This is a genomic window from Haloprofundus salinisoli (genome assembly GCF_020097815.1).
Taxonomy (GTDB): domain Archaea; phylum Halobacteriota; class Halobacteria; order Halobacteriales; family Haloferacaceae; genus Haloprofundus; species Haloprofundus salinisoli.
The window spans coordinates 855,141-879,091 of the sequence record NZ_CP083663.1 but is presented as its reverse complement, the minus strand read 5'-3'; the positions used below and the strand labels follow the sequence as shown (position 1 = coordinate 879,091).

The 23,951-nt window shown below is 69.2% G+C and carries 22 protein-coding genes; 15 read left to right on the top strand and 7 right to left on the bottom strand.

Annotated elements, in window-relative coordinates; all coding sequences use genetic code 11:
- The first annotated feature begins 79 nt into the window (after positions 1-79).
- The 8 genes from LAQ73_RS04625 (at position 80) to LAQ73_RS04590 (ending at position 6,040) form a co-directional block, all read left to right on the top strand.
- On the top strand, positions 80-733 hold the full coding sequence (locus LAQ73_RS04625) for an HAD family hydrolase (protein WP_224270076.1): 654 nt from the start codon (positions 80-82) through the stop codon (positions 731-733).
- Positions 733-1,686, top strand: coding sequence for an adenosylcobinamide-phosphate synthase CbiB (gene cbiB / locus LAQ73_RS04620; protein WP_224270075.1), 954 nt, complete (start codon positions 733-735; stop codon positions 1,684-1,686). The genes LAQ73_RS04625 and cbiB overlap by 1 nt, the downstream gene beginning before the upstream one ends.
- Positions 1,677-2,462: an adenosylcobinamide-GDP ribazoletransferase gene (gene cobS, locus LAQ73_RS04615; protein WP_224270074.1), complete on the top strand. Its 786-nt coding sequence runs from the start codon at positions 1,677-1,679 to the stop codon at positions 2,460-2,462. Before cbiB ends, cobS begins: the two co-directional genes overlap by 10 nt.
- Positions 2,462-3,055, top strand: a complete 594-nt coding sequence (locus LAQ73_RS04610; RefSeq protein WP_345778399.1) for an NTP transferase domain-containing protein — start codon at positions 2,462-2,464, stop codon at positions 3,053-3,055. The genes cobS and LAQ73_RS04610 overlap by 1 nt, the downstream gene beginning before the upstream one ends.
- Positions 3,046-4,035, top strand: coding sequence for a nicotinate-nucleotide--dimethylbenzimidazole phosphoribosyltransferase (locus LAQ73_RS04605; protein ID WP_425601120.1), 990 nt, complete (start codon positions 3,046-3,048; stop codon positions 4,033-4,035). Before LAQ73_RS04610 ends, LAQ73_RS04605 begins: the two co-directional genes overlap by 10 nt.
- Entirely contained in the window at positions 4,025-5,032 is a 1,008-nt protein-coding gene (cobD, locus tag LAQ73_RS04600) for a threonine-phosphate decarboxylase CobD (protein WP_224270718.1), read from the top strand. Before LAQ73_RS04605 ends, cobD begins: the two co-directional genes overlap by 11 nt.
- The gene (locus tag LAQ73_RS04595) at positions 5,025-5,786 is read left to right on the top strand and encodes an adenosylcobinamide amidohydrolase (protein ID WP_224270072.1); all 762 of its coding nucleotides are present in this window, start codon (positions 5,025-5,027) and stop codon (positions 5,784-5,786) included. Before cobD ends, LAQ73_RS04595 begins: the two co-directional genes overlap by 8 nt.
- A gap of 83 nt (positions 5,787-5,869) precedes the next feature.
- Positions 5,870-6,040, top strand: a complete 171-nt coding sequence (locus tag LAQ73_RS04590) for a hypothetical protein (RefSeq protein ID WP_224270071.1) — start codon at positions 5,870-5,872, stop codon at positions 6,038-6,040.
- Positions 6,041-6,086: 46 nt separating this feature from the next.
- Here LAQ73_RS04590 and LAQ73_RS04585 read toward each other — a convergent pair whose 3' ends face one another.
- On the bottom strand, positions 6,087-6,848 hold the full coding sequence (locus LAQ73_RS04585; RefSeq protein WP_224270070.1) for an SDR family NAD(P)-dependent oxidoreductase: 762 nt from the start codon (positions 6,846-6,848) through the stop codon (positions 6,087-6,089).
- Between the two features lie 130 nt (positions 6,849-6,978).
- Here LAQ73_RS04585 and LAQ73_RS04580 point away from each other — a divergent pair, with 130 nt between their 5' ends.
- A complete protein-coding gene (locus LAQ73_RS04580) occupies positions 6,979-8,364 on the top strand; it encodes a cobyrinic acid a,c-diamide synthase (protein WP_224270069.1) in 1,386 nt (461 codons plus the stop codon).
- 8 nt (positions 8,365-8,372) lie between these two features.
- Here LAQ73_RS04580 and LAQ73_RS04575 read toward each other — a convergent pair whose 3' ends face one another.
- The gene (locus tag LAQ73_RS04575) at positions 8,373-9,941 is read right to left on the bottom strand and encodes a hypothetical protein (protein ID WP_224270068.1); all 1,569 of its coding nucleotides are present in this window, start codon (positions 9,939-9,941) and stop codon (positions 8,373-8,375) included.
- A gap of 131 nt (positions 9,942-10,072) precedes the next feature.
- Here LAQ73_RS04575 and LAQ73_RS04570 point away from each other — a divergent pair, with 131 nt between their 5' ends.
- Both LAQ73_RS04570 and LAQ73_RS04565 read left to right on the top strand, forming a co-directional pair.
- Entirely contained in the window at positions 10,073-11,347 is a 1,275-nt protein-coding gene (locus tag LAQ73_RS04570; RefSeq protein WP_224270067.1) for an amylo-alpha-1,6-glucosidase, read from the top strand.
- Between the two features lie 10 nt (positions 11,348-11,357).
- Positions 11,358-12,050, top strand: a complete 693-nt coding sequence (locus LAQ73_RS04565; RefSeq protein ID WP_224270066.1) for a cob(I)yrinic acid a,c-diamide adenosyltransferase — start codon at positions 11,358-11,360, stop codon at positions 12,048-12,050.
- A 38-nt stretch (positions 12,051-12,088) separates the two neighbouring features.
- Here the strand turns inward: LAQ73_RS04565 and LAQ73_RS04560 are convergent, their stop codons facing one another.
- A complete protein-coding gene (locus LAQ73_RS04560) occupies positions 12,089-12,769 on the bottom strand; it encodes a DUF7344 domain-containing protein (RefSeq protein ID WP_224270065.1) in 681 nt (226 codons plus the stop codon).
- Between the two features lie 240 nt (positions 12,770-13,009).
- Here LAQ73_RS04560 and LAQ73_RS04555 point away from each other — a divergent pair, with 240 nt between their 5' ends.
- Positions 13,010-14,560 (top strand): cobyric acid synthase, encoded by a 1,551-nt coding sequence (locus tag LAQ73_RS04555; protein WP_224270064.1) that lies wholly within the window; start codon positions 13,010-13,012, stop codon positions 14,558-14,560.
- A gap of 30 nt (positions 14,561-14,590) precedes the next feature.
- Here the strand turns inward: LAQ73_RS04555 and fdhF are convergent, their stop codons facing one another.
- A complete protein-coding gene (gene fdhF / locus LAQ73_RS04550) occupies positions 14,591-17,935 on the bottom strand; it encodes a formate dehydrogenase subunit alpha (RefSeq protein WP_425601119.1) in 3,345 nt (1,114 codons plus the stop codon).
- A gap of 1 nt (position 17,936) precedes the next feature.
- Complete coding sequence (locus LAQ73_RS04545; RefSeq protein WP_224270063.1) at positions 17,937-19,475, bottom strand: NADH-ubiquinone oxidoreductase-F iron-sulfur binding region domain-containing protein; 1,539 nt, start codon at positions 19,473-19,475, stop codon at positions 17,937-17,939.
- A gap of 389 nt (positions 19,476-19,864) precedes the next feature.
- On the opposite strand from LAQ73_RS04545, the gene LAQ73_RS04540 reads away from it, so the two are divergent.
- A complete protein-coding gene (locus LAQ73_RS04540) occupies positions 19,865-20,638 on the top strand; it encodes a nucleotide-binding protein (protein WP_224270062.1) in 774 nt (257 codons plus the stop codon).
- The gene (locus tag LAQ73_RS04535; RefSeq protein ID WP_224270061.1) at positions 20,635-21,216 is read left to right on the top strand and encodes a DUF8054 family protein; all 582 of its coding nucleotides are present in this window, start codon (positions 20,635-20,637) and stop codon (positions 21,214-21,216) included. Before LAQ73_RS04540 ends, LAQ73_RS04535 begins: the two co-directional genes overlap by 4 nt.
- A gap of 18 nt (positions 21,217-21,234) precedes the next feature.
- Here the strand turns inward: LAQ73_RS04535 and LAQ73_RS04530 are convergent, their stop codons facing one another.
- Positions 21,235-22,023, bottom strand: a complete 789-nt coding sequence (locus LAQ73_RS04530; RefSeq protein WP_224270060.1) for an HpcH/HpaI aldolase family protein — start codon at positions 22,021-22,023, stop codon at positions 21,235-21,237.
- Positions 22,024-22,143: 120 nt separating this feature from the next.
- On the opposite strand from LAQ73_RS04530, the gene LAQ73_RS04525 reads away from it, so the two are divergent.
- A complete protein-coding gene (locus LAQ73_RS04525; protein ID WP_224270059.1) occupies positions 22,144-22,887 on the top strand; it encodes a DUF8116 family protein in 744 nt (247 codons plus the stop codon).
- Here LAQ73_RS04525 and LAQ73_RS04520 read toward each other — a convergent pair.
- Positions 22,884-23,894 (bottom strand): hypothetical protein, encoded by a 1,011-nt coding sequence (locus LAQ73_RS04520; RefSeq protein WP_224270058.1) that lies wholly within the window; start codon positions 23,892-23,894, stop codon positions 22,884-22,886. The two genes, LAQ73_RS04525 and LAQ73_RS04520, sit on opposite strands and share 4 nt — an antisense overlap.
- Between the last annotated feature and the right edge of the window lie 57 nt (positions 23,895-23,951).

Here is a 23,951-nt window from a genome sequence, read left to right as displayed (position 1 = left end):
TCTGTCAGCCTCGCCTATCGGACGGGGCGAGAGCCCTCGCATCAGTATCTTCAAGTTCGATTTAGCCAATCACCGTGCAGTGACAGTCACGTTCGACCTCTTCGGGACGCTCGTCGAGGCGGCCTCCCCGTCCGACCCCGCGGCCGCCGTCGCCGCCGAACTCGAAACCCTCGGCGTCGCCGTCCCCGACGACTGGGGCGACGCGTACCGCGAGGTCCACATCGACGCCCCCGAGGGGGCGGAGGTCCCGCTCCCGGCGCACGTCAGCGCCGCCCTCGGAAGCCGCGACGTCGACGCGCCGAACAACGCCGCGCGTCGCGCCGTCGTCAACGCCTTCGACCCCGTGGTAGAGACGCGGCCGAATGCGGTCGCCGCCGTCGCTGCCGCCGCCGACCGCGGCCCCGTCGGCCTGCTGTCGAACTGCAGCGTCCCCGAACTCGCCCGTCGGACGCTCATCCGGTCGGCCATCCCGAACGACGCCTTCGACGCGACGGTGACGAGCGTCGCCTGCGGCTGGCGAAAACCCGACGCGCGAGCGTTCGAGACGGTCGCCTCGGCGCTCGGCGCTTCCCCCGAGAACCTCCTCCACGTCGGCGACGACGCCCGAACCGACGGCGGCGTCGAAGCCGTCGGCGGGGAGTTCGTCGACGTGACCGAGACGTCGCTCGCCGCGCTGGTCGCGCGACTCGAAAGCGCCCCCGCCGGCGACGGTCCGAGTACGGGGGTGAAGTGATGCTACCGGCCGCGAGCGGCGCTGTCGTGCTCGCGGCCGCCCTCGACTGGACGCTCCGCGAACCGCCGGCTCGAATCCATCCGGTCGCGCTGTTCGGTCGTCTCGCCGCACGGGCCGACCGACAGTGGCGACGTCCGAAGCTCGTCGGCGTCGTCGCGGCGTTGGCGCTCCCGCTCGCCGCCGGCGGGGCGACGGCGGGCGTCGTCGCCCTCGCAGCGTGGCTCGGGTCGACGGCCGCGCTCGTCGCCGCCGGTTTGGTGCTCTTCTCGACGACGAGTCTCCGGATGCTCCTCGACGCGGCGCGGCGCGTCGTCGAGGACAGCGACACCGACACCGAGGCGGCCCAGAAAAACCTTCGCGCGCTCGCCGGACGCGACCCGACCGACCTCTCGTCGGGCGAGCTGCGGAGCGCGGCCGTCGAGAGCGTCGCCGAGAACCTCGCGGACGGACTCGTCGCCCCGCTTCTGGCGTTCGCGCTCCTCGCGCCGCTGTCGCTTCCGCTCGCGGCGGCCGGGGCGGCGTGGGTCAAGGCCGTGAACACGCTCGACTCGATGTTCGGCTATCGAGACAAACCCGTCGGCTGGGCACCCGCGCGACTCGACGACGCGGTGATGTGGCTCCCGGCGCGCCTCAGTGCCGCGCTCGTCGCCGTCGCCGCGGGCAATCTGGGCTCGCTCGCGCGCGCACGCGGGTGGTCAGGGGAACCCCCGTCGCCGAACTCGGGGTGGCCGATGGCCACGCTCGCGGCGGTGCTGGACGTCAGACTCGACAAACCGGGCGTCTACGTGTTGAACCGGAACGTCGCGCTCCCGACGCCGGCCGACGCCGACCACGGCATCCGCGTCGTCGCCGTCGCGGGCGGGTTCGCGTGGGGGCTCGCGCTGGCGGCGACGCTTGTGGCCGCCCGCGTCTCCGCCGTCGCCGTCGTCTCAGAGGTGTTGACGTGGTTTTGAGCGCGCTGCGCGGCGGCGTCGCGTTCCTCACGCGCCTGCCGGTCGGCGGCGGCGAACGCGAGTGGGACGCCTTCCGGACCACTCCCGCGACGTTCCCGCTCGTCGGTTACCTCGTCGGCGCGCTGGCGGCGCTCCCGTTCACCCTGCTCTACGCCGTTTCGCGACCGGGCACCGTCGCCGCGCTCTATCTCGGCACGCTCTATCTCGTGACCGGTATCACCCACGCCGACGGCCTCGCGGACGTCGGCGACGCCGCGGTGGTCCACGGTGACGCCGAGCGACGCCTCGACGTGCTGAAGGACTCGCAGACCGGCGTCGGCGGCGCGCTCGCGCTCGCGCTCTCGGTCGTCACACTCGCGCTCGGCGCGTTCGGCGTCGCGGCCGCCGCCGCGAATCCGGTCGTCGACCTCCGCATTATCGTCGCCCTTGGCATCGTCGTCGCCGCCGAAGTCGGGGCGAAAGCGGGGATGGCGCTGCTCGCTTGCCTCGGCGCGCCCGCCCACGAGGGTCTCGGCTCGGCCGTCGTCGCCGAAAACGACGCCACCGGGTTGCTGTCCGTCGCCGTCGCCGCGCTCCCGGCGGTGCTGGCCGCGCCCCCGTCGGCGACCCTCGCGCTCGTCTGTGCGCTGCTGTCGGGGCCGGCCGTCGCGCTGTTGCTCCGCCGGTGGGCGGCGGGTGCGGTCGGGGGGGTCTCGGGCGACGTCCTCGGCGCGGCGAACGAGCTCGGGCGCGTCGTCGGTCTCCACGCGGGGGTGGTCGCGTGGACGCTCTTCTGATGTGCGGCGGACGGGGGACGCGACTCGGCGGCGAGACGGAGAAGCCGCTCGTCGAGGTAGCGGGGGAACCGATGGTCGACCGCGTGCTCGCGGCGCTGCTGACGAGCCGCGTCGACACCGTCTACGCCGTCGTCTCGCCGCACACGCCGCGGACGCGCGACCATCTCATAGGTGTCGCCGACACCGGCTGCGCCGGTTCGTCTCGGATAGCGATTCTCGACGCGCCCGGCGACGGCTACGTCGAAGACCTCGGGTTCGCGCTCGAAACCGCGGAGAAACCGGTGGTCACCGTCGCCGCCGACCTGCCGCTTTTCGCCGCCGAGCACGCAGACGAAGTCGTCGAAGTCGCGACCGACGGCGGAACGGCCGACGACGCTCGCTCGGTCACGGTTTGCGTTCCCGACGCGCTGAAGCGGCGTCTCGGGGCGAGTACGGACACGACGTTCGAACGTGGCGGGCGCACTCTCGCTCCGACGGGGCTAAACGTGGTCGCCGCAGGAGGTGAGTACGTACACGTGAGCTACGACGCCCGACTCGCCGTGAACGTGAACCGCCCGCCAGACATCGCGCTCGCGGAGGCGCTGTGCGGCTGATACTCGTCGCCGGCGCGACTGACACCGCCGAAATCGACGGCATCAGCGCCGCCGGTGCCGACTCGGACCTCCTGGCGCACACGCCGAGCGCCGACCTCGAACTCGTCGAGTACGGGTCGCTCGTCCGCGCGCCCGAACTGCCGGTGAGTCCGACGGGGTGCCCCACTCCGGCGGCCGTGACGCGGGCGGTCCGGGAACTGCTGGACTTCAACTTCCTCGCCGTCGACGCCGGTCTCTCGGTGCCGACGGGTGCGCCGACGGTGAGCGTCGGCGCGAAACGCGGCCGCGACATCCGCGAGGCCGACCCGGTGCCGACCGCACCCGGGTCGTTCCTCGCCGCCCGCCAACTAGGCCGGACTCTGCCCGACGAGGAACTCGTCGTCGGTGAGACGATTCCCGGCGGGACGACCACGGCGTTGGGGACGCTCCGCGCGCTCGGCGAGGAGTGGGCCGTCTCCTCGTCGTTCCCCGAGAACCCGATGGAACTCAAATCGTCGGTCGTCGCGGAGGGACTCGACGCCAGCGGCATCGCTGCCGGTGCGTTCGCCTACGAACCGCTGTTGGCGGTGCGGGCGATGGGCGACCCCGTGTTGGCGGTCGTCGCCGGGCTCGCCGCGGGCGCGCTCGACGCCGACAAGGACGTGATTCTCGGTGGCGGGACCCAGATGCTCACGGCCGCTGCGCTCGTCCGTCACGAGGGCGTCACCGGGCCGCTGACGCTGGCGACCACGAGCTATCTCGCCGCCGACGTCCCCGTCCTCGACGACGCGGCCGGGTCGCTCGACGTGGAACTGGTCGTCACCGACCCCGAGTTCGGCGAACGCGACGACGCGCTTGCCCGATACGCGGCGGGCGAAGGCAAGGAGGGCGCGGGGATGGGCGGCGCGCTGCTGCTCGCCGACCGCGCGGGCGAGTTGGAACACGTCGCCGAAAAAACAGTTAAGGTGGTTGACGCCGCGGGTGTTGCACATGGACCCTGAGGCCCTCGAATCCGTCGAGCGAGTGCCGCACGGTGGCGTAGACGACCCGGCCGTTCTGGATTTCAGCGCCAACACGAACCCGGAACGGCCGCCGGGCGTCGTCGGCGTCTACGACGCGGCGCTGTCGGTCGCTCGGCGTTACCCCTCCGACTACTGCGAGTTCCGCACCGCAGCGGCCGAAACCGTCGACTGCGAACCCCGGTCGGTGATTCCGACGTCAGGCGGGCTCGCGGCGATTCGCCTCGCGCTCTCGGTGACGGTGCGTCCCGGCGACCGGGTGCTGATTCCCGCGCCGAGCTTCGGCGAGTACGCCCGCGAGGTTCGCCTGCAGGGCGGCGACCCGTCCTTTCTGCACCACGACGAGCTGCTCGACACCGACCCCGTCGACTACGCCGCCGTCGTCGTCTGCACGCCGAACAACCCGACCGGCGAGGCCGCCGACCCCGACCGGCTCCGCTCCTTCGCCGCCCGCTGCCGGGAGACCGACACGACGCTTCTGGTCGACGAGGCGTTTCTCGACTTCACCCCGCTGCCGAGCATGGCCGGCGAGCCCGGCGTCGTCGTCGCTCGCTCGCTGACGAAGATGTACGGACTTCCCGGTCTCCGGGTCGGCTTCGCCGCCGCCACCGGCGACCTCAGAGACCGACTCGACACCGCACGGATGGCGTGGTCGCTCGGGACGCCCGCCGCGGAGGTCGGCACGCACTGCCTCAAACAGTCCGCGTTCGTCGAAGAGACCAGAACGCGGGTCGACGCCGAACGCGAACGGATGCGCGCGGCGCTCTCACAGCAGTTCGACGTCTACCCGTCGGACGCGCCGTACCTCCTGCTCGACGTCGGACACCGAGAGGTGTCGGACGTCGTCGACGCCGCGCGCGCCGAGGGCATCGCTATCCGCGACGCGACGACGTTCCGCGGCCTCGATTCGCACGTCCGCGTCGCGGTCAAGCGCGAACACGAGAACGACCGACTGCTCGACGCGCTGGCGGATGTCTGAGTCGACGAACGGCGCGTTCGAGGCGACGGTCCGAGACGGCGTGCTCCGCTTCTCGCGTCCGAACACGCGCTGGGTCTCCTCGGGGTTCGACGGCGGCGAGTCGCGCGCCGCCGCCGCGTACAACGTCACCGTCCCCGACGGCTTCTCTCGTACCGACCTCGCGGCGTTCGCCCGCGAGCGACGCGACGCAGTCGGCTTCGACGACGACGGACCGACGCTTCTCACGGGCGTCGAGATGCGACACGCTCGGCGGGCCCGGATCGGGTCGGTCGACGTCGTTGCGACGGCGGGCGTGTCGAACCCGGCGGCGTTACCGGTCGAGACGGGAAACGAAGCCGCCGAGACGAGCGCGGACGCCGTCGACGGGCGCGTCGGCCGCGACGACGGCGACTCGCCGCCTCGTCCCGGCACGGTGAACCTCCTCGTCGGGACGACGTGGGCGCTCGAACCCGGTGCGCTGGCCAACCTCCTGACGGTCGTCGCGGAGGCGAAGGCGGCGACGCTGCTCTCGTGTGCGAACGTGCCGGGGACGACGAGCGACGCCGTCGTCGTCGGCTGCGACCCGGATGGGGAGAGCAGGCGCTTCTCGGGAACTTCGACCGACGTCGGCGCGGCGGCGCGGGCCTGCGTCCGCGACGCCGTCGTCGCGTCGCTGCAGTCGCGCTACGCCGACGAGGCGATGCCGACGAGCGTCACCGACGCGCCTTACGGCGTCGTCACCGACGAGCGAGCGGACGTGTCGCGCGTCGGGTGAACGCGGCTCGGGGCTCTCGGTCGGAGTGACCGCTTTTCAACGAAACCGATTTGGTCTGCGGTGGCTCAGCACCGAGTAACGCGATGAACGTCGTGCGACTCCTCTACGTCCTCTGGTTCTTCCTCGCTATCGCTATCGCCGGGCTGTTCGTCATCGAGGGAAACCCGGCGCAGACGCTCGTCTGGGCGTTCTCTGCCGTCGTCGCCGCGACGTTCTTCTGGAAATCGCTGGAGAACGACCCGACCGAAGCGTAAGCGGGCCCAGCTCTCTCGAACAGGAGGACGCCGTCGAGTTACGCGGTCACTGAATCGAAAAGCCGCCGTCGACCATCAGCGACTCGCCGGTGACGAACGAGGCGGCGTCGCTGGCGAGGAACGCGATGGCGTCGGCGACTTCGTCGAGTTCCCCGAGGCGGCGAAGCGCGTAGCCGCGCCGTGACCGCTCGCGCGCCGCTTCGGGGTCCTCGAACGACTCGAAATACTGCTCGCCGAGGCCACCCTCGACGAACCCCGGACAGACTGCGTTCGCTCGGACGCCGTGGGGGCCCGCCTCGGCGGCCACCGTGCGGGTGAAGTTGACGACCGCACCCTTCGACAGCGAGTACGCGCCGAGGTTCGGCGACCCGATGACGCCCGCGAGCGAGGCGACGTTGACGATCGCGCCGGACCCGCGGGCTTTCATCGTCGGCAGTGCGGCCGCACAGCCGTTCCAGACCCCCGAGATGTTCACGTCGAAGACGAACTCGCGTTCGGCCTCCGTGATGTCTTCGACCGGTTTCGGCACGTGGCCGACGCCGGCGTTGTTGACGAGGACGTCGAGACCGGATTTCTGGTCGACGGCCTCGACTACGGAGAGGAACGTCTCCCGATCGCGCACGTCGAGCTCGTGAAACGTCGCGCTCCCGCCGTCGCTCTCGATTCTGTCGGCCGTCTCCTCGCCGCCGGTGATATCGACGTCGGTGACGACGACGCGCGCGCCGGCGTCCGCGAGACGTTCCGCGGTCGCTCGCCCGATTCCCGACGCCGCGCCGGTGACGAGTGCCGTCTGTCCATCGAGTTGCATGGCCGATTGGTCACGACGAGGTGATATAATCCTCCGGGCCGCCGCGACCCGAGAGACGAGATTTCACGAGTATCGGCCTCCGCCTACCGAACAACTCAAATACAGTTGCAGTAAAACCACTAGAGTAGAAATGGATGGAATCGTCATCGCCGGCGTCGCCTCCGGCGTCGGAAAGACTGTCGCAACGCTCGCCGTCTGTCGGTCGCTCCAGCGGACCGGGCGGGTGGTCCAACCGGCGAAGGCCGGACCGGACTTCATCGACCCGAGTCACCACGAGGCGGCGACGTGGCGCGCCTCGCGGACGCTCGATCCGTGGCTCGAAGGCGAGTCCGGGATGCGCCGCAACTACGCCCGCGGGTCGGGAGACGTCTGCGTCGTCGAGGGGATGATGGGTCTGTACGACGGAAGCACGACGAGTCGACCTGACGTCGACGAGATGGATACGAGCACCGCAAAAGTCGCCGAGTCGCTCTCGCTGCCGGTCGTCCTCGTCGTCGACGCCAGCGCCGGGATGGAGAGCGTCGCCGCGACGGCGCTCGGGTTCCGCGAGTACGCCGCCCGGGCGGGACTGGATCTCGACGTCGCGGGGGTGCTCGCCTCGCGCGCGCATCGAGGACGGCACGAGGACGGCGTCCGCGAGGCGCTTCCCGACGAGTTGACGTACTTCGGTCGGATTCCGCCGCGCGAGGACCTCGAAATCCCCGAGCGCCACCTCGGGCTGGAGATGGGCGACGAGTCGCCGCTCTCCGCGGAAGCGCTCGACGCCGCTGCCGACGGTATCCGAGTGGAGAAACTCCTCGACGCCGCGAGAGAACCGGCGTGGCTCACGGCGGCCGAAGAGGAGGACGACGCGTCGCCCCGCTCCGACGACGTCGACGACCGACCGACGGTCGCCGTCGCCCGCGACGACGCCTTCCGATTCGTCTACGCGGCGACGCGCGAACGCCTCCGCGAGCGCGCCGAGGTGGTGACGTTCGCGCCGACGGCGGGCGACGACCTGCCCGACTGCGACGGCGTCTACCTCCCCGGCGGCTACCCCGAACTGCACGCCGCCGAACTCTCCGACAGTCCGGCGCTTTCGACGCTCGCCGACCGCGCGGCCGACGGACTCCCCGTCTTCGGCGAGTGCGGCGGGCTGATGGCCCTCACGGAGTCGCTGACGACCGTCGACGGCGACACCTACGAGATGGCGGGCGTTCTGCCCGCCGACGTGACGATGCGCGAGCGGTATCAGGCGCTCGACCACGTCGAACTCCGAGGGCGAGAAACGGCGCTCACCTGCCCCGAGGGGCGGACGCTCCGCGGCCACGAGTTCCACTACTCCGAGGCCGACCCGGCGACCGACGCCCGATACGCCTTCGACGTGATTCGCGGCAGGGGTATCGACGGCGAGCGCGACGGGTTGATGGAGTATCAGACGCTCGGCACGTACGCGCACGTCCACCCCGAGAGCGGCGCGTTCGACCGGTTCGTCGACGCGGTGGCGTCGGCGACTCGGCGGTGCCGACACATTTAGCGACGGGCCTACTCTTCGTCTATCTCCGCGATCAATTCGTACGCCGTTCCGCGGACTCGAATTCGTCGTTGCGAATCGTCGTAGCCGACAATCGCGTCGACCCCACTGTCGTCGGTCCGCAGGACGACGCGCTCGATACCATTTTCCTCCTCGAACTGCACAATGACGTTTCTGAGCGCGTGATACCGTTCCTGCATCACCTGCTCGGCGACGAGCGTCTGGTCGGGTTCTCTCTCTGTCTCGGTCGCGGTGAGCGTCGCATCCGTGGTGTATTTGTTGTCGTCGCCGTACCCCGGCGCAGTGAGCCTTACCGTATCGCCGTCGCGTTCGCGCGTCACGTCGTCGGTCGGCGTAATCTCTACTTCCGGTGCGTCGATTTCGAGCAAGGCACCGCTCTTCGGCGTCGCGTGACCGTAGCCCGCGACCGCGGCGTACGTCCCGCCGCCGATGTGGCCGATGCTCAGGCCGCGGCCTTCGTAGTACGGTATCGACTTCCCGTGGAATGCCTGGAGTGTCCACGTGACCGTACCGCCCGGTGAGAGGCCTCGACATTCGAGAGTCTGCGCCCACGGCCCGACGTGATACCACTCGTCGTCGACCAACTTGTAGAGATCCCAGTGACCGCACCCCGTCGACTCGCGGTCGTGGTTGACGAACGTGAACCTGACCCCTGCGGGGAGGTCGGTCACCTCACGTTCGGGTAACACGTACGAGGGCGTCGATTCGTCGGCGTCGTGGTACCACGCGACTTCCGACTCCTTGGAGAGCGACGGGAGGTCCGTTCCGGCGAACCGAGACTCTTCGTCGGGACCGGGCGAATCAGTATCCCACGCGGTGATGGAGAATCCGTCGTCGCGCCAGCCGAACTCGTACGTGCCGGTCGGGCGACCGTACTCGACGCCCTGCGGTCGCCCGACGAGGACGTACTCGCCGTCGATGTACTCGCCGGGTTCCAACCGGACGTGCTCGGGAAGGTTCCCCCCTGGGGAGTCCAACGCGAGTCGCCACGTGCCGTCGTCGGCGAGTTCGTACTTCGGAACGTTCTCTACGAGGTCGTGGTTCTCTGTCGGAGCGAGCACGAGTTCGACTCGATATCCGCCCTCGTGTCTGCCGTACACCTCGTTCAGTTCCCGCGGAATACGACTGAACTGGCTACCCTTCCCGAACGGCGGCGTCTCGCGCAGTCTGAACGTGTTAGGGAAATCGTTCTGGTTCACTAACCGTGCGCGAATCTTCGCCGGATGCTCTTCGGTCGCCGTCTCTGCGAACCAGAGGATGACCTGCGCCTCGTCGTCGCTGTAGTACTGCGTCGGCGAGAGCGCGAGCGTCAGCGGCGCGGTTTCGAGGCCGACGACGTCCGCCCAGTCGAGGTCCGGGATACCTTCCGCGTACGCGGGTCGGTCCTCGTCGTTGATCGGCGTGCTGGTCTCGTCGGTTGGCGTTTCGGTTCCTGTATTCGGCGTCGAAGTCGTCAGGTCAGCGGGGTCGTCCGATTCGACGGCAAACGTCGCACACCCGGCCAATCCCGCGAGTCCGGCGGCGGAGAGACCGAGGAGGCGGCGTCGGTGGAGGTCCATACCCGGCCGTCTCAGGGAGGTGATAAACCTCTTCTGTACTGTCAAGTATCCGTTTGACCTTCCGGTCGACAGAGATGAACGCGGTCGTCGGAACCGGTAGTTACTCGCGGCCCGCCGCGCACGAGTCGACTATGGGTGACGAACACACGACCAACTCGACCGACCGCCGAACCGAGGCGCTCGACGTGCTCCGGTCGAACCGCGCCGACGGCTACACCATCCCGTCGGCGACGCTCTACCCCTTCCAGTGGAACTGGGACTCGGCGTTCATCGCGCTCGGCCTCGCGGGCGTCGACCCGGAGGCCGCGACGGCGGAGCTGGAGACGCTCTGTGCGGCGACGTGGGAGAGCGGCCTGCTCCCGCACATCGTCTTCCACACCGACGCCGAGGGCTACTTCCCCGGCCCCGAGGAGTGGGGCGTCGACGTCGAAGGGGTCGCCACCAGCGGCATCACCCAACCGCCGATGGTCGTTCCCGCGGCCCGGCGCGTCTACGAGGCGACGGGCGACGACGACTTCCTCGACCGAGTGTATCCGGCGCTGGAACGCCATCTGGAGTGGTGGGTCCGCGAGCGGTCGGCCGACGGCGGTGCGGTGTACGTCCGCCACCCGTGGGAGACGGGGATGGACGACTCGCCGGCGTGGACCGACGCGCTCGCGGCGTTCGACCCCGGCGAAATCGAGTACGAGCGCGAGGACCGCAAATCCGACGAGTTGGCCGACCAGCGGCCGACCGACTGGGACTACGACCGCTACGTCTCGCTCGTCCGTTCGGCCCGCGCCGCCGACTGGGACGAACTGTCCCTCCGCGAGTCGTGTCCGTTCCTCGTCGAGGACGCGCTGACGAACGCCATCTTCGTCCGCGCGTGTGACGACCTCGCGGCGCTCGCCGCTGCACGCGGCGACGACGCGGCGGCGTCGACCTGGCGCGAACAGGCAGACCGCTCTCGGGGGGCGATTCGGGACCGACTCTGGGACGACGACCTGGGCACGTTCGTCTCCTACGACCGCGTCGGCGACCGACAGCTCCGAGCGAACTCCGTCGCGGGGCTCGCCGGTGTCTTCGGCGAAATACCGACGAACGAGCAGTTCGAACGACTCCGCCGGACGCTCCGCGAGGAGTTTCTCGACTTCGAGTTCGCCGTCCGCTCCTACGTCGGCGACGCGTTCGACCCCGACCGCTACTGGCGCGGGCCGGTGTGGATAAACACGAACTGGCTCGTCGCCGACGGTCTGCGTCGCTACGGCGCGACCGACCTCGCCGACCGAATCGACCGAGACAGCCGCCGCCTCGTCGAGCGCGGAGGCTTCCGCGAGTACTTCAACCCCGAGACGGGCGGAGGAAGGGGAAGCGACCGCTTCTCGTGGAGCGCGGCGCTGTACCTCGAACTGACCGACGACCGATGACTGATTCTCGATGACAGACGACACCACCTCGAAAGACGAACTACGCGAGAACACCCCCGGCCGCGGCGTCACGCCCGAGGCTCACCGCATCGAACCGAGCGCTCCCGAGGAGTTCGGACTCGTGCAGGTGTGGTGGGGCGACGGGAAGGGAAAGACCACTGCCGCGATGGGGATGGGCTTTCGCGCCGCGGGCCACGGCTTCCGCGTCCACATGCTCCAGTTCATGAAGGGCGGCGCGGACAGCGTCGACGCCGTCCGCGGCGAGTACAACGCCGTCGCGGCGATGCCCGGCTACAGCTACGAGAACACCGGCCACTACGGCTGGCACGGCCTGATGGACGGCAGCGACGACGACGACCACCGCGCGAAGGCGCAGGGCGGACTCGAACGCGCGCGAGAGCTGCTCGCGGGTGCGGCCGAGGCGGACCTCGACTCGCCGCTCACACTCGACGGTCCGCCGGAGGACGGCGTTCACATGCTCATCCTCGACGAGGTGCTGTACGCCGTCGATCAGGGGCTACTCGACGAGGGAGACGTGCTCGAACTCGTCGACGCCAAGCCCGAGAACCTCGAACTCGTGCTGACAGGAAGCCACACCGAGCCGGGGTACGTCTACGACGCCGCGGACCTCGTGACGCAGGTCAAAAAGGGAAAACATCCCATCGACGCCGGACAGCGGGCGCGTCGGGGGACCGAGTACTGAGTCGGGCGGCGGCCGTCACCGACCCGTGCCGCTCGCGCTCAGCGTTCGACGTCGGGGAGCGCGGTGTCGCCGAGGCAGTCGACGAAGTCGCCCTCGCCTCGCTCGACCGTCTTCGTCTCGGGGTCGTAGCGGACGAATCCCAGCGCGTCCAGTTTCGGGAGGTGCGCGTGGTGAAGGGCCAGACGAATCTCGGCGCGCGCCGCGTTGTCCTTCTCGTCGCCGTCGGATTCGCGCTCGGCGACGCGTGCTGCGAGTTCGTCGAGCGGCAGGCTCGACGCGCTGTCGAGTACCGCGAGGACGAGCCGCCGCCGTCGGTCCGCGAGCGCCTCCAACGCCTCGTCGGCGTCGTCGCACGACCGGTCGGCGGTGGTCGACAGCACCGTCTCGACCGTGCACCGGTAACGGGCGAACTCGCTGCTCACGCGAACCGTCTCCGAATCGTAGTTCACGAATTCGGCGGCTTCGAGCGTCGGCAGGTGGTTGTGGGCGAGCGAGACGTGGACTCGTTCTCGGTCGCTCGCGTCGGGGTTCTCGAACGTTCGCTCGGCGACCCGACTCGCCAACTCCCGCACCGGAACCGCCTCGCGCTCGTTGAGCAGAACCGACACGGCCGCCCGGCGAGTGTCGTTCGCGAGCATCTCGAACATCTCTCCCCGAAACTGACTGCTCGGCTCGCCGATTCCCGCACGACTCGACTGATAGCCCGGTGTTGAACTCATTAGTAGTAGTAGTGTGATTAAGGGATGTTAGTACTGCTACCTAAAGGATTAGTGTCCGTTACCTATCGTTATCTCGGTCCGGCTGAAACGTCGGGACGGGGCCGCGAGCGCAGACGTGAGCTGAGAATCGACGGAAACGGGCGAGCAGCCGCGTAAACGCAGTCGTCACACCTCCGGCGGCGGTTCGAGGCGACGGATACGCTCTTGAAGCGCCGGCGCGTCGGACCGTGACGTCGAACGATGGTCCGAACGCTTCTCGTCGCCGGAACCGCATCCCACGTCGGCAAGAGTACCGTCGCCGCCGGTCTCTGCCGTCATCTCGCCGACCGCGGCGTCTCCGTCGCCCCGTTCAAGGCACAGAACATGAGCAACAACGCCCGCGCAGTCCCGCGGCCGTCCGCGAACGACGACGGCACGGCCTTCGGCGAAATCGGCGTCTCCCAGTACGTCCAGGCGCGCGCGGCCCGCGTCGCACCGACGACGGACCACAACCCCGTCCTGCTGAAACCCCGCGGCGACGGCGAATCTCAACTCGTCGTCGACGGTCGGGCGGTCGGCCACTTCGCGGCCGGGAGCTACTACGAGGAGCACTGGGAGCGCGCCCGCGCCGCCGCCGAGGCGGCCCACGCCCAACTCGCCGTTAAGTATGACGTGATCGTGGCCGAAGGCGCGGGCTCTATCGCCGAGATAAACCTCCACCACCGCGACCTGGCGAACGTCGAGACCGCGCGACTGGCCGACGCCGACGTGCTACTCGTCGCCGACATTGAGCGCGGCGGCGTCTTCGCCAGCCTCGTCGGGACGCTCGAACTGGTGCCCGACGACCTCCGCGAGCGCGTCGTCGGCGCGGTCATCACGAAGTTCCGCGGCGATGTCTCGCTGCTCGACCCGGGCCTCGACGCCTTCGAGGAGCGAACGGGCGTGCCGGTGCTCGGTGTCCTCCCCTACGACGACCCGGGACTCCCCGAGGAGGACAGCGTCTCGCTTCCGGCCGTGGGCGAACGGACGGTCGTCGGCGGCGACGACGGCCTCCCCGGCGATGCGGCGGTCACGGTCGCCGTCCCGCGACTCCCGCGTATCTCGAACTTCACCGACCTCGAACCGCTCGCGGCCGAACCCGGCGTCCGCGTCGCCTACGTCCCGCCGTCGGACGATCTCACCGACGCCGACGCCGTCGTCCTCCCCGGCACGAAGAACACCGTCGACGACCTGCTTTCGCTCCGCGAGGCCGGCTTCGACGACGCGCTCCGATCGTTCGACGGCCTGGTCGTCGGGCTCTGCGGCGGCTACCAGCTGCTCGGTGAACGAATCACGAACGCCACGGTGGAGAGCGCCGGCGAGAGTGCGGACGACGAGGTGGCCGGGTTCGGCTTACTTCCGGTCGAAACCGCGTTTTCGACCGACAAGCGCGTCGAGCAGTCGACGCTCTCGGTCGTCGGGACGGGGCCGCTCGCGGGCGTCGACGGCGAGGTGTCGGGCTACGAGATTCACGCCGGAGAGACGCATCTTCCCGATGCTGTCGACGAGACAGGCGCCGTCGAAACCCCGTTTTCGCGCGGCGACGAGGCGTCGGTCGCGCTCGGCGCGGCGTCAGGGCAGGTGCTCGGAACGTACCTCCACGGGCTGTTCGAGAACGGGAACGCGAGGAGAGCGTTCGTGGATTCGGTGTTCGCGTCGGCCGGGAAGGAGCGACCGGCGACGACGGACGACGACCCGCGCTCGCCGTACGACCGCGCGGCGCGCCTCGTCGCCGACCACGTCGACCTCGCGGCGCTCGGACTGCCCGAATAGGCGTCGCCGGCGGCGAAACGGGCCGCCGCCTCAGTCGTCCGCGCCGGCGCGCTCTGGGTCCTCGTCGGCGTCCGCGCCGAAGTCCGGTTGCTCGTGGGTCAACGGCTCCTCGTCGGGGTCGGTGCCCAGCGGCGCGATGCGGACGCTCGTCACCTTGAACTCGGGGATGTACGACGTCGAGTCGAGTTCGGCCTGCGTGAGTTCGTTGACCGCCCCCTGCGCGAAGTGCATCGGGATGAAGACGACGCCGGGATCGGAGGTCTCCTCGACGTTCGCCTTCACGACGATGCTCCCCCTGCGGGAGGCGACGCGGACGTACTCGCCGTCCTCAACGCCGAGGTCCGCGGCCATCTTCGGGTGGATGGTGACGAAGCTCTCGGGGACGTGGTGCATCAGCGCCTCGACGCGCCGGGTCATCGTTCCGGTGTGCCAGTGGTAGAGCACCCGCCCGGTCGTGAGCATCAAGGGGAACTCCTCGTCGGGCATCTCGACGGGGCCGGCGTAGTCCGCCGGGACGAAGCGAGCCAGTCCGTCCTCGAAGTTGAACCGCTCCTCGTAGAGAAACGGCGTCCCGGGGTCCTCGGCGTCCTCGCAGGGCCACTGGAGGCCGTCGGGCGAGGATTCGAGGCGGTCGTAGCCGACGCCGCCGTAGATGGGCACGAGCGACGCGATTTCGTCCATCACGTCCGCCGGGCCGTCGTACTCCCACTCGTAGCCGAAGCGGTCGGCGAGGTCCGAGAGGATCTCCATGTCCGTCTGCGCCTCGCCTGGTGGTTCGACGGCCGGGCGGACCATCTGGATTCGGCGCTCCGTGTTCGTGAAGGTGCCGTACTTCTCGGCGGCGGAGGCCGCCGGCAGAACGACGTCGGCGTGCTCGGCCGTCTCGGTGAGGAAGATGTCTTGGACGGCGAGGAAGTCGAGTTTCTCGACGGCTTCCTCGGCGTCGCGGATGTCCGGTTCCGAGAGCACGGGGTTTTCGCCCATCACGAACATCCCGCGGATGTTCCCGTCGTGGACGGCCTCGTACTGCTCGGGCAGGTAGAGGCCGACCTGCGACGGCGGGCGCACGCCCCAGGCGTCCTCGAACTTGTCGAGCACGTCGTCGTCGGTGAGGTCCTGGTAGCCCGGCAGGTTGTGCGGCGCAGGTCCCATGTCGCCGCCGCCGCCCTGAACGTTGTTCTGCCCGCGGAACGGCGAGAGACCGGCGCGCGGCTTGCCGAGGTTGCCGGTGACGAGCGCGAGGTTCGCAATGGCGAGCACGTTCCGCGTGCCGTGGGCGTGCTGGGTCATCCCCATCGCCCAGCCGAAGATGCAGGTGTCCGCCTCCGCGATGGTCTCGGCGGCGCGCTTCAGGTCCTCGGGGGCAACGCCCGCGAGCTCCTCGACCTTCTCGGGGGTGAACGGCTCGACTTTCTCCTTCAGCTCCTCGAACCCGGTCGTGCGCTCCTCGACGAACTCGCGGTCGTGGAGGTCCTCGTCGATGATGTGGCGGACCATCCCGTTGAGCCACGCGATGTCCTGGCCGGGCTGCGTCCGGATGTACTGGCTGGCGTGCTCGGCCAGTCCGATCTTCCGCGGGTCGAAGACGAACAGGTCCGCGCCGTCGCGAACGTTCTGCTTGATGTGCGTCGCCAGCACGGGGTGGCTCTCGGTCGTGTTCGACCCCGTGATGAGATAGCAGTCGGTCTTCCCGATGTCCTCGTTGATGCGGTTGGTCATCGCGCCGAATCCGACGGTCTGTTTCAACCCCGACACCGTCGAGGAGTGACAGAGCCGCGCGCAGTTGTCGACGTGCGGCGTCCCGAGTACCTGCCGGGCGAACTTCTGGTTGAGGAAGTTCTCCTCGTTGGTCGCCTTCGACGACGAGGTGACGGCGACGGAGTCGTCGCCGTGTTCGGCCTGAATCTCCGAGAGGCGGTCGACGACCAAATCGAGTGCCTCGTCCCACGACGCCTCGCGGAACTCACCGTCTTCCTTGATGAGCGGCGTTTCCAGGCGGTTCGGGCTGTTGACGAAGTCGTAACCGAACTTCCCCTTGACGCAGGTCGAGAAGTCGTTGGCCGGGGCGGCCTCCGAGTCGGCGGGGCGAACGCCGAGCACCTCGCCGTCCTTGCCGTACAGCTCGAACCGGCAGCCGACGGCGCAGTACTGGCAGGTCGTCTCGGCCTTCGTGACGCGCTGCATCCGACCGGTGCTGACGACCGTCGCGGCGTCGAACATTTGACCGATGGTGAGCGACTCCTCGGCGGCGGACTCCGCGGCGTGTTCGACCCGCTTTACCGACTCGTCGGCGACGCGGCTCGCCGCCGACTGCGCGCGCTGCTTGGCCTTCGCCATGAAGCGGGCGACGCCGGACTTCTCGGCGATCTCCGCGTCCGTTCCGTCGTCGAGCTCCTCGAACTCGCCGGGGACGCGGCGGTTCGGCGACGGCGACGTGTCCGCCGTCTCCGCGGCCTCGTGTTCGATGACCTTCCCGATGGAGTTCTTCTGGGTGAAGCCGGGAAGCGGGAGCGTCGTCGCGTCGACGAGTCCCTTCTCGACGAGCGACCCCGTCGGACAGACCGTCGCGCAGTGGCCGCAGGAGACGCAGGTCGAGTCGCCCATCGTCTCGGCGTCGCTCTGGAAGCCGATTCGCATCTCCGGTCCCTGCCCCTCCATCCGGAGGACGCCCTCGACCTGCACGTCGTTGCAGGCCTCGACGCAGCGGTTACAGAGGATGCACTTGTTGCGGTCGATCTGGATGACCGACGAGGTGTCGTCGAGCGGGACGTACTCGTCTCGGTCGTCGAGGACGCCGTATCGCGGTTCGTTGACGCCGTTGTCGATGGAGGCGTCCTGCAGCTCGCAGCGGCCGTTCTGTCCGCAGGTCGTACATCGGAGATTGTGGTTCGACAGCACGAGGTCGAGGTTCACGTCCCGCGCCTCCTCGGCCTCTGCAGCGTCGGTCCGGACCGTCAGGCCGTCCTCTGCGGGGAAACTGCACGACGGAACGAGGCCGTGCTCGTCGGTGTCGACCATGCAGGTCCGACACTCCGAGCGGGGGCCGACGTTCTCGCCCTGTTCGGTGTCGCGGTCGTAGTGGCACAGCGCCGGGACGTCGCTCTCGGTGTCGAGCGCTTCGACAGCGTCGAGGAGCGTCGACCCCGGCGGTAAAGCGATGGGTTCACCGTCGACGGTGACGGTGGTCAGTTCCGTCCCCTCGGAGCCGACCTCGGGGTCGTTGGCGGTGCCGGTGACGAAATCCTCGGTCAGCGGCGTGCTGGGTCGCGGGTCGTCGATCCGCGGGACGCCCGGGAGCGATTCGGCGGGGGCGGAGTCGACCGGCCCCGGTCTGCTCGGTTCGCTGCTCATATCTTCCGGATTATCGGTGCTCATCTCAGGCCTCCTCGCACGCGCCGCTCGGACAACGACCGTCGGCGTGCGCGCGGAACTCGGTCTCGAACTGATTCATCGCCGTCGTGACGGTGCGCGCGGCCGACGAGCCGAACGCGCAGGTGCTCGACCCGCGCATCACCCGCGTCAACTCCCGCAGGCCGTCGTCGTCGAACTCGCCGTCGTAGACGCCGCGCAGTTTGTTCAAAAGTTGCTTCGACCCCTCGCGGCAGGGGACGCACCGGCCGCAGTTCTCGTCGCGGGCGAACCGGGAGCGCCCGCCCGCCGTCGCCACCGCGCAGTGGGAGTCGTCGAACAGTTCGACGACGCCCTCCGTGCCGAGTTCCGCGCCCGCGAGCGCGGGGGCGCTCGGCGCGTGGTCGAGCGTGCGCGTGAAGCCACCGAACTGCCCGCCGACGCAGGCCATCTTCAGCGGACCGTCGAACTCGACGGCCGCTCGAACCGCCGACAGCGACCCGCCGGTCGAGAGTTCGACCGTCGCGGGCGCGTCCACGTCGCCGGTGACGGTCACGAGACGGGTTCCGGGGTCGGCGTCGTCGGCGTCGAACGTTTCGGGACGGAGCAGCAGTTCGCGGACCTGCGCGAGCGTGCGGGGCGTGTGAATCAGCGTCGGGCGACCGTAGAGACCGTGTTTCGCGGGCGAAGGCGGTCGTAGTCGCGCCTCCAGTCGGTCGTTGCCCTCCAGTGCTTCCAGCGCCATCGTCGGTTCGCCCGCGATGTACTTGTCGGGACCACCGACGACCTGCGGTTTCTCGTCGAGGTCACGCGCGTCGGCCAGCGACTCGACGGCCGCGCGCATCCGGTCGCCCGCCAGCGCGTCGGCCTCGTTGAGGTAGACGACGATATCTCCGGTATCGACGCCCGCCAGTTCGGCGACGGCCAACGCACCGTCGAGCACCGCGACGGGGTCGCCCTCGACGAGTGTCCGGTCGGTGTCGTTTCGTCGGTCGCTCTCGTTCGCGTTGACGACGAGCACCGGGTCGCCCGCCGTCTCGCGGGCGGCGTCCCACTCGCTCGCCACGGGGTCGTCCGGCGTCGCGTCGCCCCGCCCCCGACCCAGGAGGCCGACGTCTCGAACGCGTTCCATCGCGGCGTCGGCGTCGTCGTCGACCACGTCGGACGCCCACTCCCCGTTCGCGTCGGCGTCGATGGGGTCGACCCACCCGCAGCGCCCGAGGACGCGCCGGGCCCCGACCGTCAACGGCCCGATCTCGGGAACCGGCAGCGTCTTCGACTCTCTCTCGTGTTCGACCGTCGCCTCCCCCGATTCGAGTTCGCCGTCTTCGAGCGACTCGACGACGCGCGTCGCCCGGTCCGGTCCGCAGTCGTAGTAGAACGTCGTCTCACCCCCTTCAGTCACCAGTACGAGCGGCGCGTCGCCGGCGATCCCGGACGGGCCGACTTCGACGACTCGCGCGTCGCCCGCGGACGCCCGTGCGGCGTCCGCTGTAGCTCTCGCCCCGTCTGTCGCGTTCCCGACGCAGACGCGGACGACGGCGCTCGGTTCCGTGTCGTCTGTCATCACGTGTACGTGTGACGCCGTATCAGGAAAAGATTACCCCGCCGCCACCGACTGTGCGATTCGCTGTCACCAGTTCAGAACGGCGGTGTGAGTGACTGTCGTCGAGGAGAGCCCCGCGACGACGTGCGTTTTCTTCGGCGAACGTGACGCGACAGCGGTGCGTGCTCGCGCCACAGCCAGAAGGCGGTCACTCCGACGAGCAGTGCCGTTGTGGTTGCGGTCGCGACGGTGATGCGGCGACTCCGGTCGGCTGTTCTCGCAGCGGCCATGGAACTACGTTCGATAGACGGCGAAATAGGCGTTCGGGCGGCGCCGCTCCCGCGTCGACCCAACTCGAACTGCGGAGGGAGACGGAGAATTTAAATTAGGAAAGGAAGCTAACGAAATCCATGGTCGAGGCGTTCGCCGTCGCCAGCGGGAAAGGCGGCACCGGCAAGACGACGAGCACGCTCGCGCTGGGGATGGCGCTCGCCGCAGAATACGACGTCACCGTCGTCGACGCCGACACGGGGATGGCGAACCTGCTGTTTCACGCCGGTCTCGACGACGTGGAGGTGACGCTGCACGACCTGTTGGTCGAGGAGACCGGAACCGGAGTCTCGGAGGCGACGTACGAGCGGTTCGGAATGTCGGTCGTCCCCTGCGGGACGAGTCTCGCGGCGTTCGAGGCGGCCGACCCCGCGCGCCTTCGGGACGTCGTCGCGGACCTCGCCGCCGACACCGACGTGCTGCTTCTGGACTCGCCCGCGGCGCTCGGGTCCAAGAGCGCCGTTCTCCCCATCGTCCTCGCCGACCGTATCGTCGTCGTCCTCCAGCCGACGGTGCCGGCGCTCTCGGACGGCCTGAAGGTACAGGAGTACGCCCGCTCGTACGGAACCGAGACGGCGGGCGTGCTGTTCAACAAAGTTCACGACGAGGCGGGAATCGACCGTATCGTCGACCGAGCGGGCGAGTACTTCGGCGGCGAGACGCTCGCGACGGTGCCCGACAGCGACGTGGTTCGCGCGGCCAGACGCGCGGGTGAACCCCTCCTGGCACACGCGCCGGAGTCGACACCGGCGGCCGCCTACCGCGCCGCCGCCGACCGAATCGACGTTCGTGCGGGCGACGAAGGTGACGTGGCGGACCGCTTCCGCAGCGCCGTCGTCCCCGACACGCCATGAACGCGCTGGGCGACCTTTCGGACGACCGGTTCTCCATCCCCCGCGGTAACCTCGTTCGGTCCCGGGTCGTCACCGACGCGGACGAGGCGCTGTCGGCGGCGTTGACGCGCGAGCTGACCGGCTATCTCGTTCTCGAACCGCAGGACGCGTTGCTGCTCGGCGGCGAGACGCGCGGCGTTCTCACGTTCGATGCGGGCGTCCCCGTGTTGGCGTACAGCGTCGAGACGGACCGCGGCGGCACGGACGCCCTCGTCGACCTCGCGGTCCCCGGCCCGTTTCGCGTCGACGCCTTCGAACTGCCGGCATCGGCGCTCTCGGAGGCCCACGGAACCGACGAGCTACGGGTGCCGCCGGGGTCGCCCGCGGAGACGCTGGCGGACGCTCCCGACCTCGCCGAGCGGACCCGCGACGCCGCACCCGACGAGTGGCTGCAACGGAGCGAGAGCGGCGCGAGCGCGGTGGAGGCGTTCCTCGAAGACGAGGCGAAACTCGACGCGATTCGCGAGCAGGCGCGGGCGGAAGCCGAAGCGCGCGCCGAACAGTGGGGACTGGCCGACCAGTTGGCCGACGAGGAGTAACTCGCGGCCGAATCGAGGTTACCGCTCGCCCTCGAACGCGTCGAGTCGAGACGACACCATCTCCGAGACGCCGGCCATTGTGCTGCCGACGTTGAGAATCTGGTACCCCTGGTCGACTTTGTCGTTCACGTCGTCCATCCCGAAGCCGAGGCCGCCGAGCGCGACGTCGCTGTCCAGCGTCGCGTCTCGAATCGTCTCGACGCGCGCCTGCACCTCCTCGTGGTCGACTTCGCCTGGGTGGCCGGTGTCGACCGAGAGGTCGTAGGGGCCGACGAAGACGAACCCCAGCTCCGGCACCGAGAGGATCTCGTCGATCTCGTCGACCGCCCGCTGGTTCTCGACGGTCACGCCGACGAAAATCTCCTCGTCCTCGGTCGCCGGGTAGTCGTCGGCGAGGCCCCAGCGACTCGCCCGCGGCGCGGCCAGTCCACGTTGGCCGGGTTCGCCGTCGTACTCGAAGCGCGCGGCGCGGACCGTCTCGCGGAGCTCCGCCGCCGACTGGACCCGCGAGAGGAACACGTTGCGGACGCCCGCATCCAGCACCTTCCGCATCAGCGCGGGTTCGGTGACGGGGATGCGAACCAGTAGCTCGGTGTCCGTCGCGTCGGCGGCGCGGAGGAGGTTCGACAGCGTCGTCGCGTCCCACGGACTCGGTCCGGCGTGTTCGAGGTCCTGCCAGACGAAGTCGACGCCGAGGTCGCCGCAGAGTTCGACCACGTCGGGGCTGTACAGGCTGTCGAGCACGCCGAGAGCGACGCCGCCGGACTCGACCGTCTCTCGGAGCGCGTTCGTTCGTGAATCCGTCATCGGGGTTCGTGCCACGGCGTCGGCTATAGTTTCGTGCACCAGTCGGACCTCCGGACAGTCACGGCACGTCGACACTCGCCGAGCGCATCCGTTCATGTCGCGGCGGTCCCTACGCGTGGTGTGACCGTCTTCCGACTCGCGACGCTGCGAACCGCCGAGGAGTTCGCCGACTGGTATCGAATCGGTGCCGACTACGTCGCCCACGTCGCGGAGGGCATGGAGTTCGACTGCGGCCCGTTTCACGAGGATGCGGCGGCAGGCGTCGCCGCGATGCGAGCGAACCGAACCGACGTCGCGCCGAACGTCGCGCGCTCCATCGCGGCGACGTTGCTGGCGGACGCCGCGTTCTGCGACCCCTTCTGTGAGTGGCTTCCGCTGTGGTACGAACTCGCGCTGGCGGGGCCGAACGTGCTCGCGGATCGCCGGCTGTCTACCGTCGCACGTGCGTACGCGGAACGGGTTCCGCACGTCTCCGGCCCCCTGTACAGCACGCCGGGCGACGTCTTAATCGAGGGCCGCCCGGCGCTGTCGTACGTCTCGGAGTTCTCCGAGCGGTTCGTCCTCGCGGACGCGATACTCCACCTCGAATGGTTCGTCTACGTCGCGCGCGAGTCCGGCGTCGACATCCCGTACGAGTTACTCGCGCGGACGCGCGAAGAGAGCGTCGCCTACTACACCGGTCGGCGGGAGTCGCTCTCACCTGACGTCCATCGATTTCAGACGTTGCTGTTTGCCGACGACGAGTGGGTCAGAAAGATAAACCGCGTCTACGGACTCGACAGCGCGCTGTTCGGCGTCTGGGAGGGCATCTTACGACGCGCCCGGACCGGCCTGGAGGCGGCTGCGAGCGATTCGACCGACTAGCAGTCCTCGAACTGCGACTCCATCTCGGCGCGGCAGGCGTTGGCGTCGGGGTTCGACACCGACATCGAGCTCGTGCCCTCCGCCGTGGCGGATTCGACGACCTGGTACGCCGCGAAGTAGCCGCTCGGGAGCGTAATCGTGGTCGTACCCTCGATGACTTCGTCGGCGTTCAGCCCGAAGACGTACTCCTGTTCGCTGAAGCGCGGTCCGGGACCGCACCCGCCGTCGGAGGCGAGCACCGATAGCGACACCTCGTCGAAGCTGCCCGTCACCTCGACGGTGGTGCAGTCGACGAACTCGATGCCCGGCTCCGACCCGTCGCCCGTCTGCCCGCGGCCGTCGCCGTCGTCTCCGGCGCTCGGTCCGGTGTACTCCTGCCCGTTGAGATACGCCGTGCCGCCCGAGAGGTCGAACTCGGTGATGTCGCCGGCGACGCGGAAGGCGTCGGCACCGCCGAACACCGAGCCGCTCACCGACCCGGCGTCGACGCTGTCGCCGTCCTGTACCGAGGCGTAGCGAGTCGGCGCGCCGCCGGTCATGTTCGTCTTGGCGACGTCGCCGTCGACCTCGAAACTGTAGTCGGCTTTCGACCCGTCACCGACGATAGCGAGGTAGTCGTAGTTCTCGCCGACACTGTCGGGGTCTATCTGCGTTCCGTCCACGTAGACGGTCGCGTCGTCGTCGACCGACAGCAGCGTCAGATCGCCTCTGTAGCGGTACGCGTCGACGCCGCCGACGACGACGCCGCCGGCGAAGCTTCCTTCGAGCACGTCGTTCGCGTTCACCGACGCACCGTCGACCGGTGCGCCGCCCGTCTCGGTGGTCTTCTCGAGCGTGTCGTTCGTCTCCAGTTCGTAGCGAACCGGGCCCGCCCCCGGAGTGCCCGAGACGACGACGTAACTCCACTCAGATTGCTGTGCTTGAACGGTCATCGTCGCCGTGGTTGCGCCGAGTGCCGTGAGACTGCCCGCGAGGAACGTTCGGCGGCTTGTATGTGTTTCCTTCATTGATTTCTCCGCTTCCGGCTAAGGCCACACTGAGTCGCATCTTAAGTTTTATTCAGG

Excerpts from the sequence above, each read along its gene's own strand:
- cbiB (WP_224270075.1), top strand. The coding sequence starts at position 733 with ATGCTACCGGCCGCGAGCGGCGCTGTCGTGCTCGCGGCCGCCCTCGAC.
- LAQ73_RS04610 (WP_345778399.1), top strand. The coding sequence starts at position 2,462 with ATGTGCGGCGGACGGGGGACGCGACTCGGCGGCGAGACGGAGAAGCCG.
- cobD (WP_224270718.1), top strand. The coding sequence starts at position 4,025 with ATGGACCCTGAGGCCCTCGAATCCGTCGAGCGAGTGCCGCACGGTGGC.
- LAQ73_RS04595 (WP_224270072.1), top strand. The coding sequence starts at position 5,025 with ATGTCTGAGTCGACGAACGGCGCGTTCGAGGCGACGGTCCGAGACGGC.
- LAQ73_RS04590 (WP_224270071.1), top strand. The coding sequence starts at position 5,870 with ATGAACGTCGTGCGACTCCTCTACGTCCTCTGGTTCTTCCTCGCTATC.
- LAQ73_RS04585 (WP_224270070.1), bottom strand. The coding sequence starts at position 6,848 with ATGCAACTCGATGGACAGACGGCACTCGTCACCGGCGCGGCGTCGGGA.
- LAQ73_RS04580 (WP_224270069.1), top strand. The coding sequence starts at position 6,979 with ATGGATGGAATCGTCATCGCCGGCGTCGCCTCCGGCGTCGGAAAGACT.
- LAQ73_RS04575 (WP_224270068.1), bottom strand. The coding sequence starts at position 9,941 with ATGGACCTCCACCGACGCCGCCTCCTCGGTCTCTCCGCCGCCGGACTC.
- LAQ73_RS04570 (WP_224270067.1), top strand. The coding sequence starts at position 10,073 with ATGGGTGACGAACACACGACCAACTCGACCGACCGCCGAACCGAGGCG.
- LAQ73_RS04565 (WP_224270066.1), top strand. The coding sequence starts at position 11,358 with ATGACAGACGACACCACCTCGAAAGACGAACTACGCGAGAACACCCCC.
- LAQ73_RS04560 (WP_224270065.1), bottom strand. The coding sequence starts at position 12,769 with ATGAGTTCAACACCGGGCTATCAGTCGAGTCGTGCGGGAATCGGCGAG.
- LAQ73_RS04555 (WP_224270064.1), top strand. The coding sequence starts at position 13,010 with ATGGTCCGAACGCTTCTCGTCGCCGGAACCGCATCCCACGTCGGCAAG.
- fdhF (WP_425601119.1), bottom strand. The coding sequence starts at position 17,935 with ATGAGCACCGATAATCCGGAAGATATGAGCAGCGAACCGAGCAGACCG.
- LAQ73_RS04545 (WP_224270063.1), bottom strand. The coding sequence starts at position 19,475 with ATGACAGACGACACGGAACCGAGCGCCGTCGTCCGCGTCTGCGTCGGG.
- LAQ73_RS04540 (WP_224270062.1), top strand. The coding sequence starts at position 19,865 with ATGGTCGAGGCGTTCGCCGTCGCCAGCGGGAAAGGCGGCACCGGCAAG.
- LAQ73_RS04535 (WP_224270061.1), top strand. The coding sequence starts at position 20,635 with ATGAACGCGCTGGGCGACCTTTCGGACGACCGGTTCTCCATCCCCCGC.
- LAQ73_RS04530 (WP_224270060.1), bottom strand. The coding sequence starts at position 22,023 with ATGACGGATTCACGAACGAACGCGCTCCGAGAGACGGTCGAGTCCGGC.
- LAQ73_RS04520 (WP_224270058.1), bottom strand. The coding sequence starts at position 23,894 with ATGAAGGAAACACATACAAGCCGCCGAACGTTCCTCGCGGGCAGTCTC.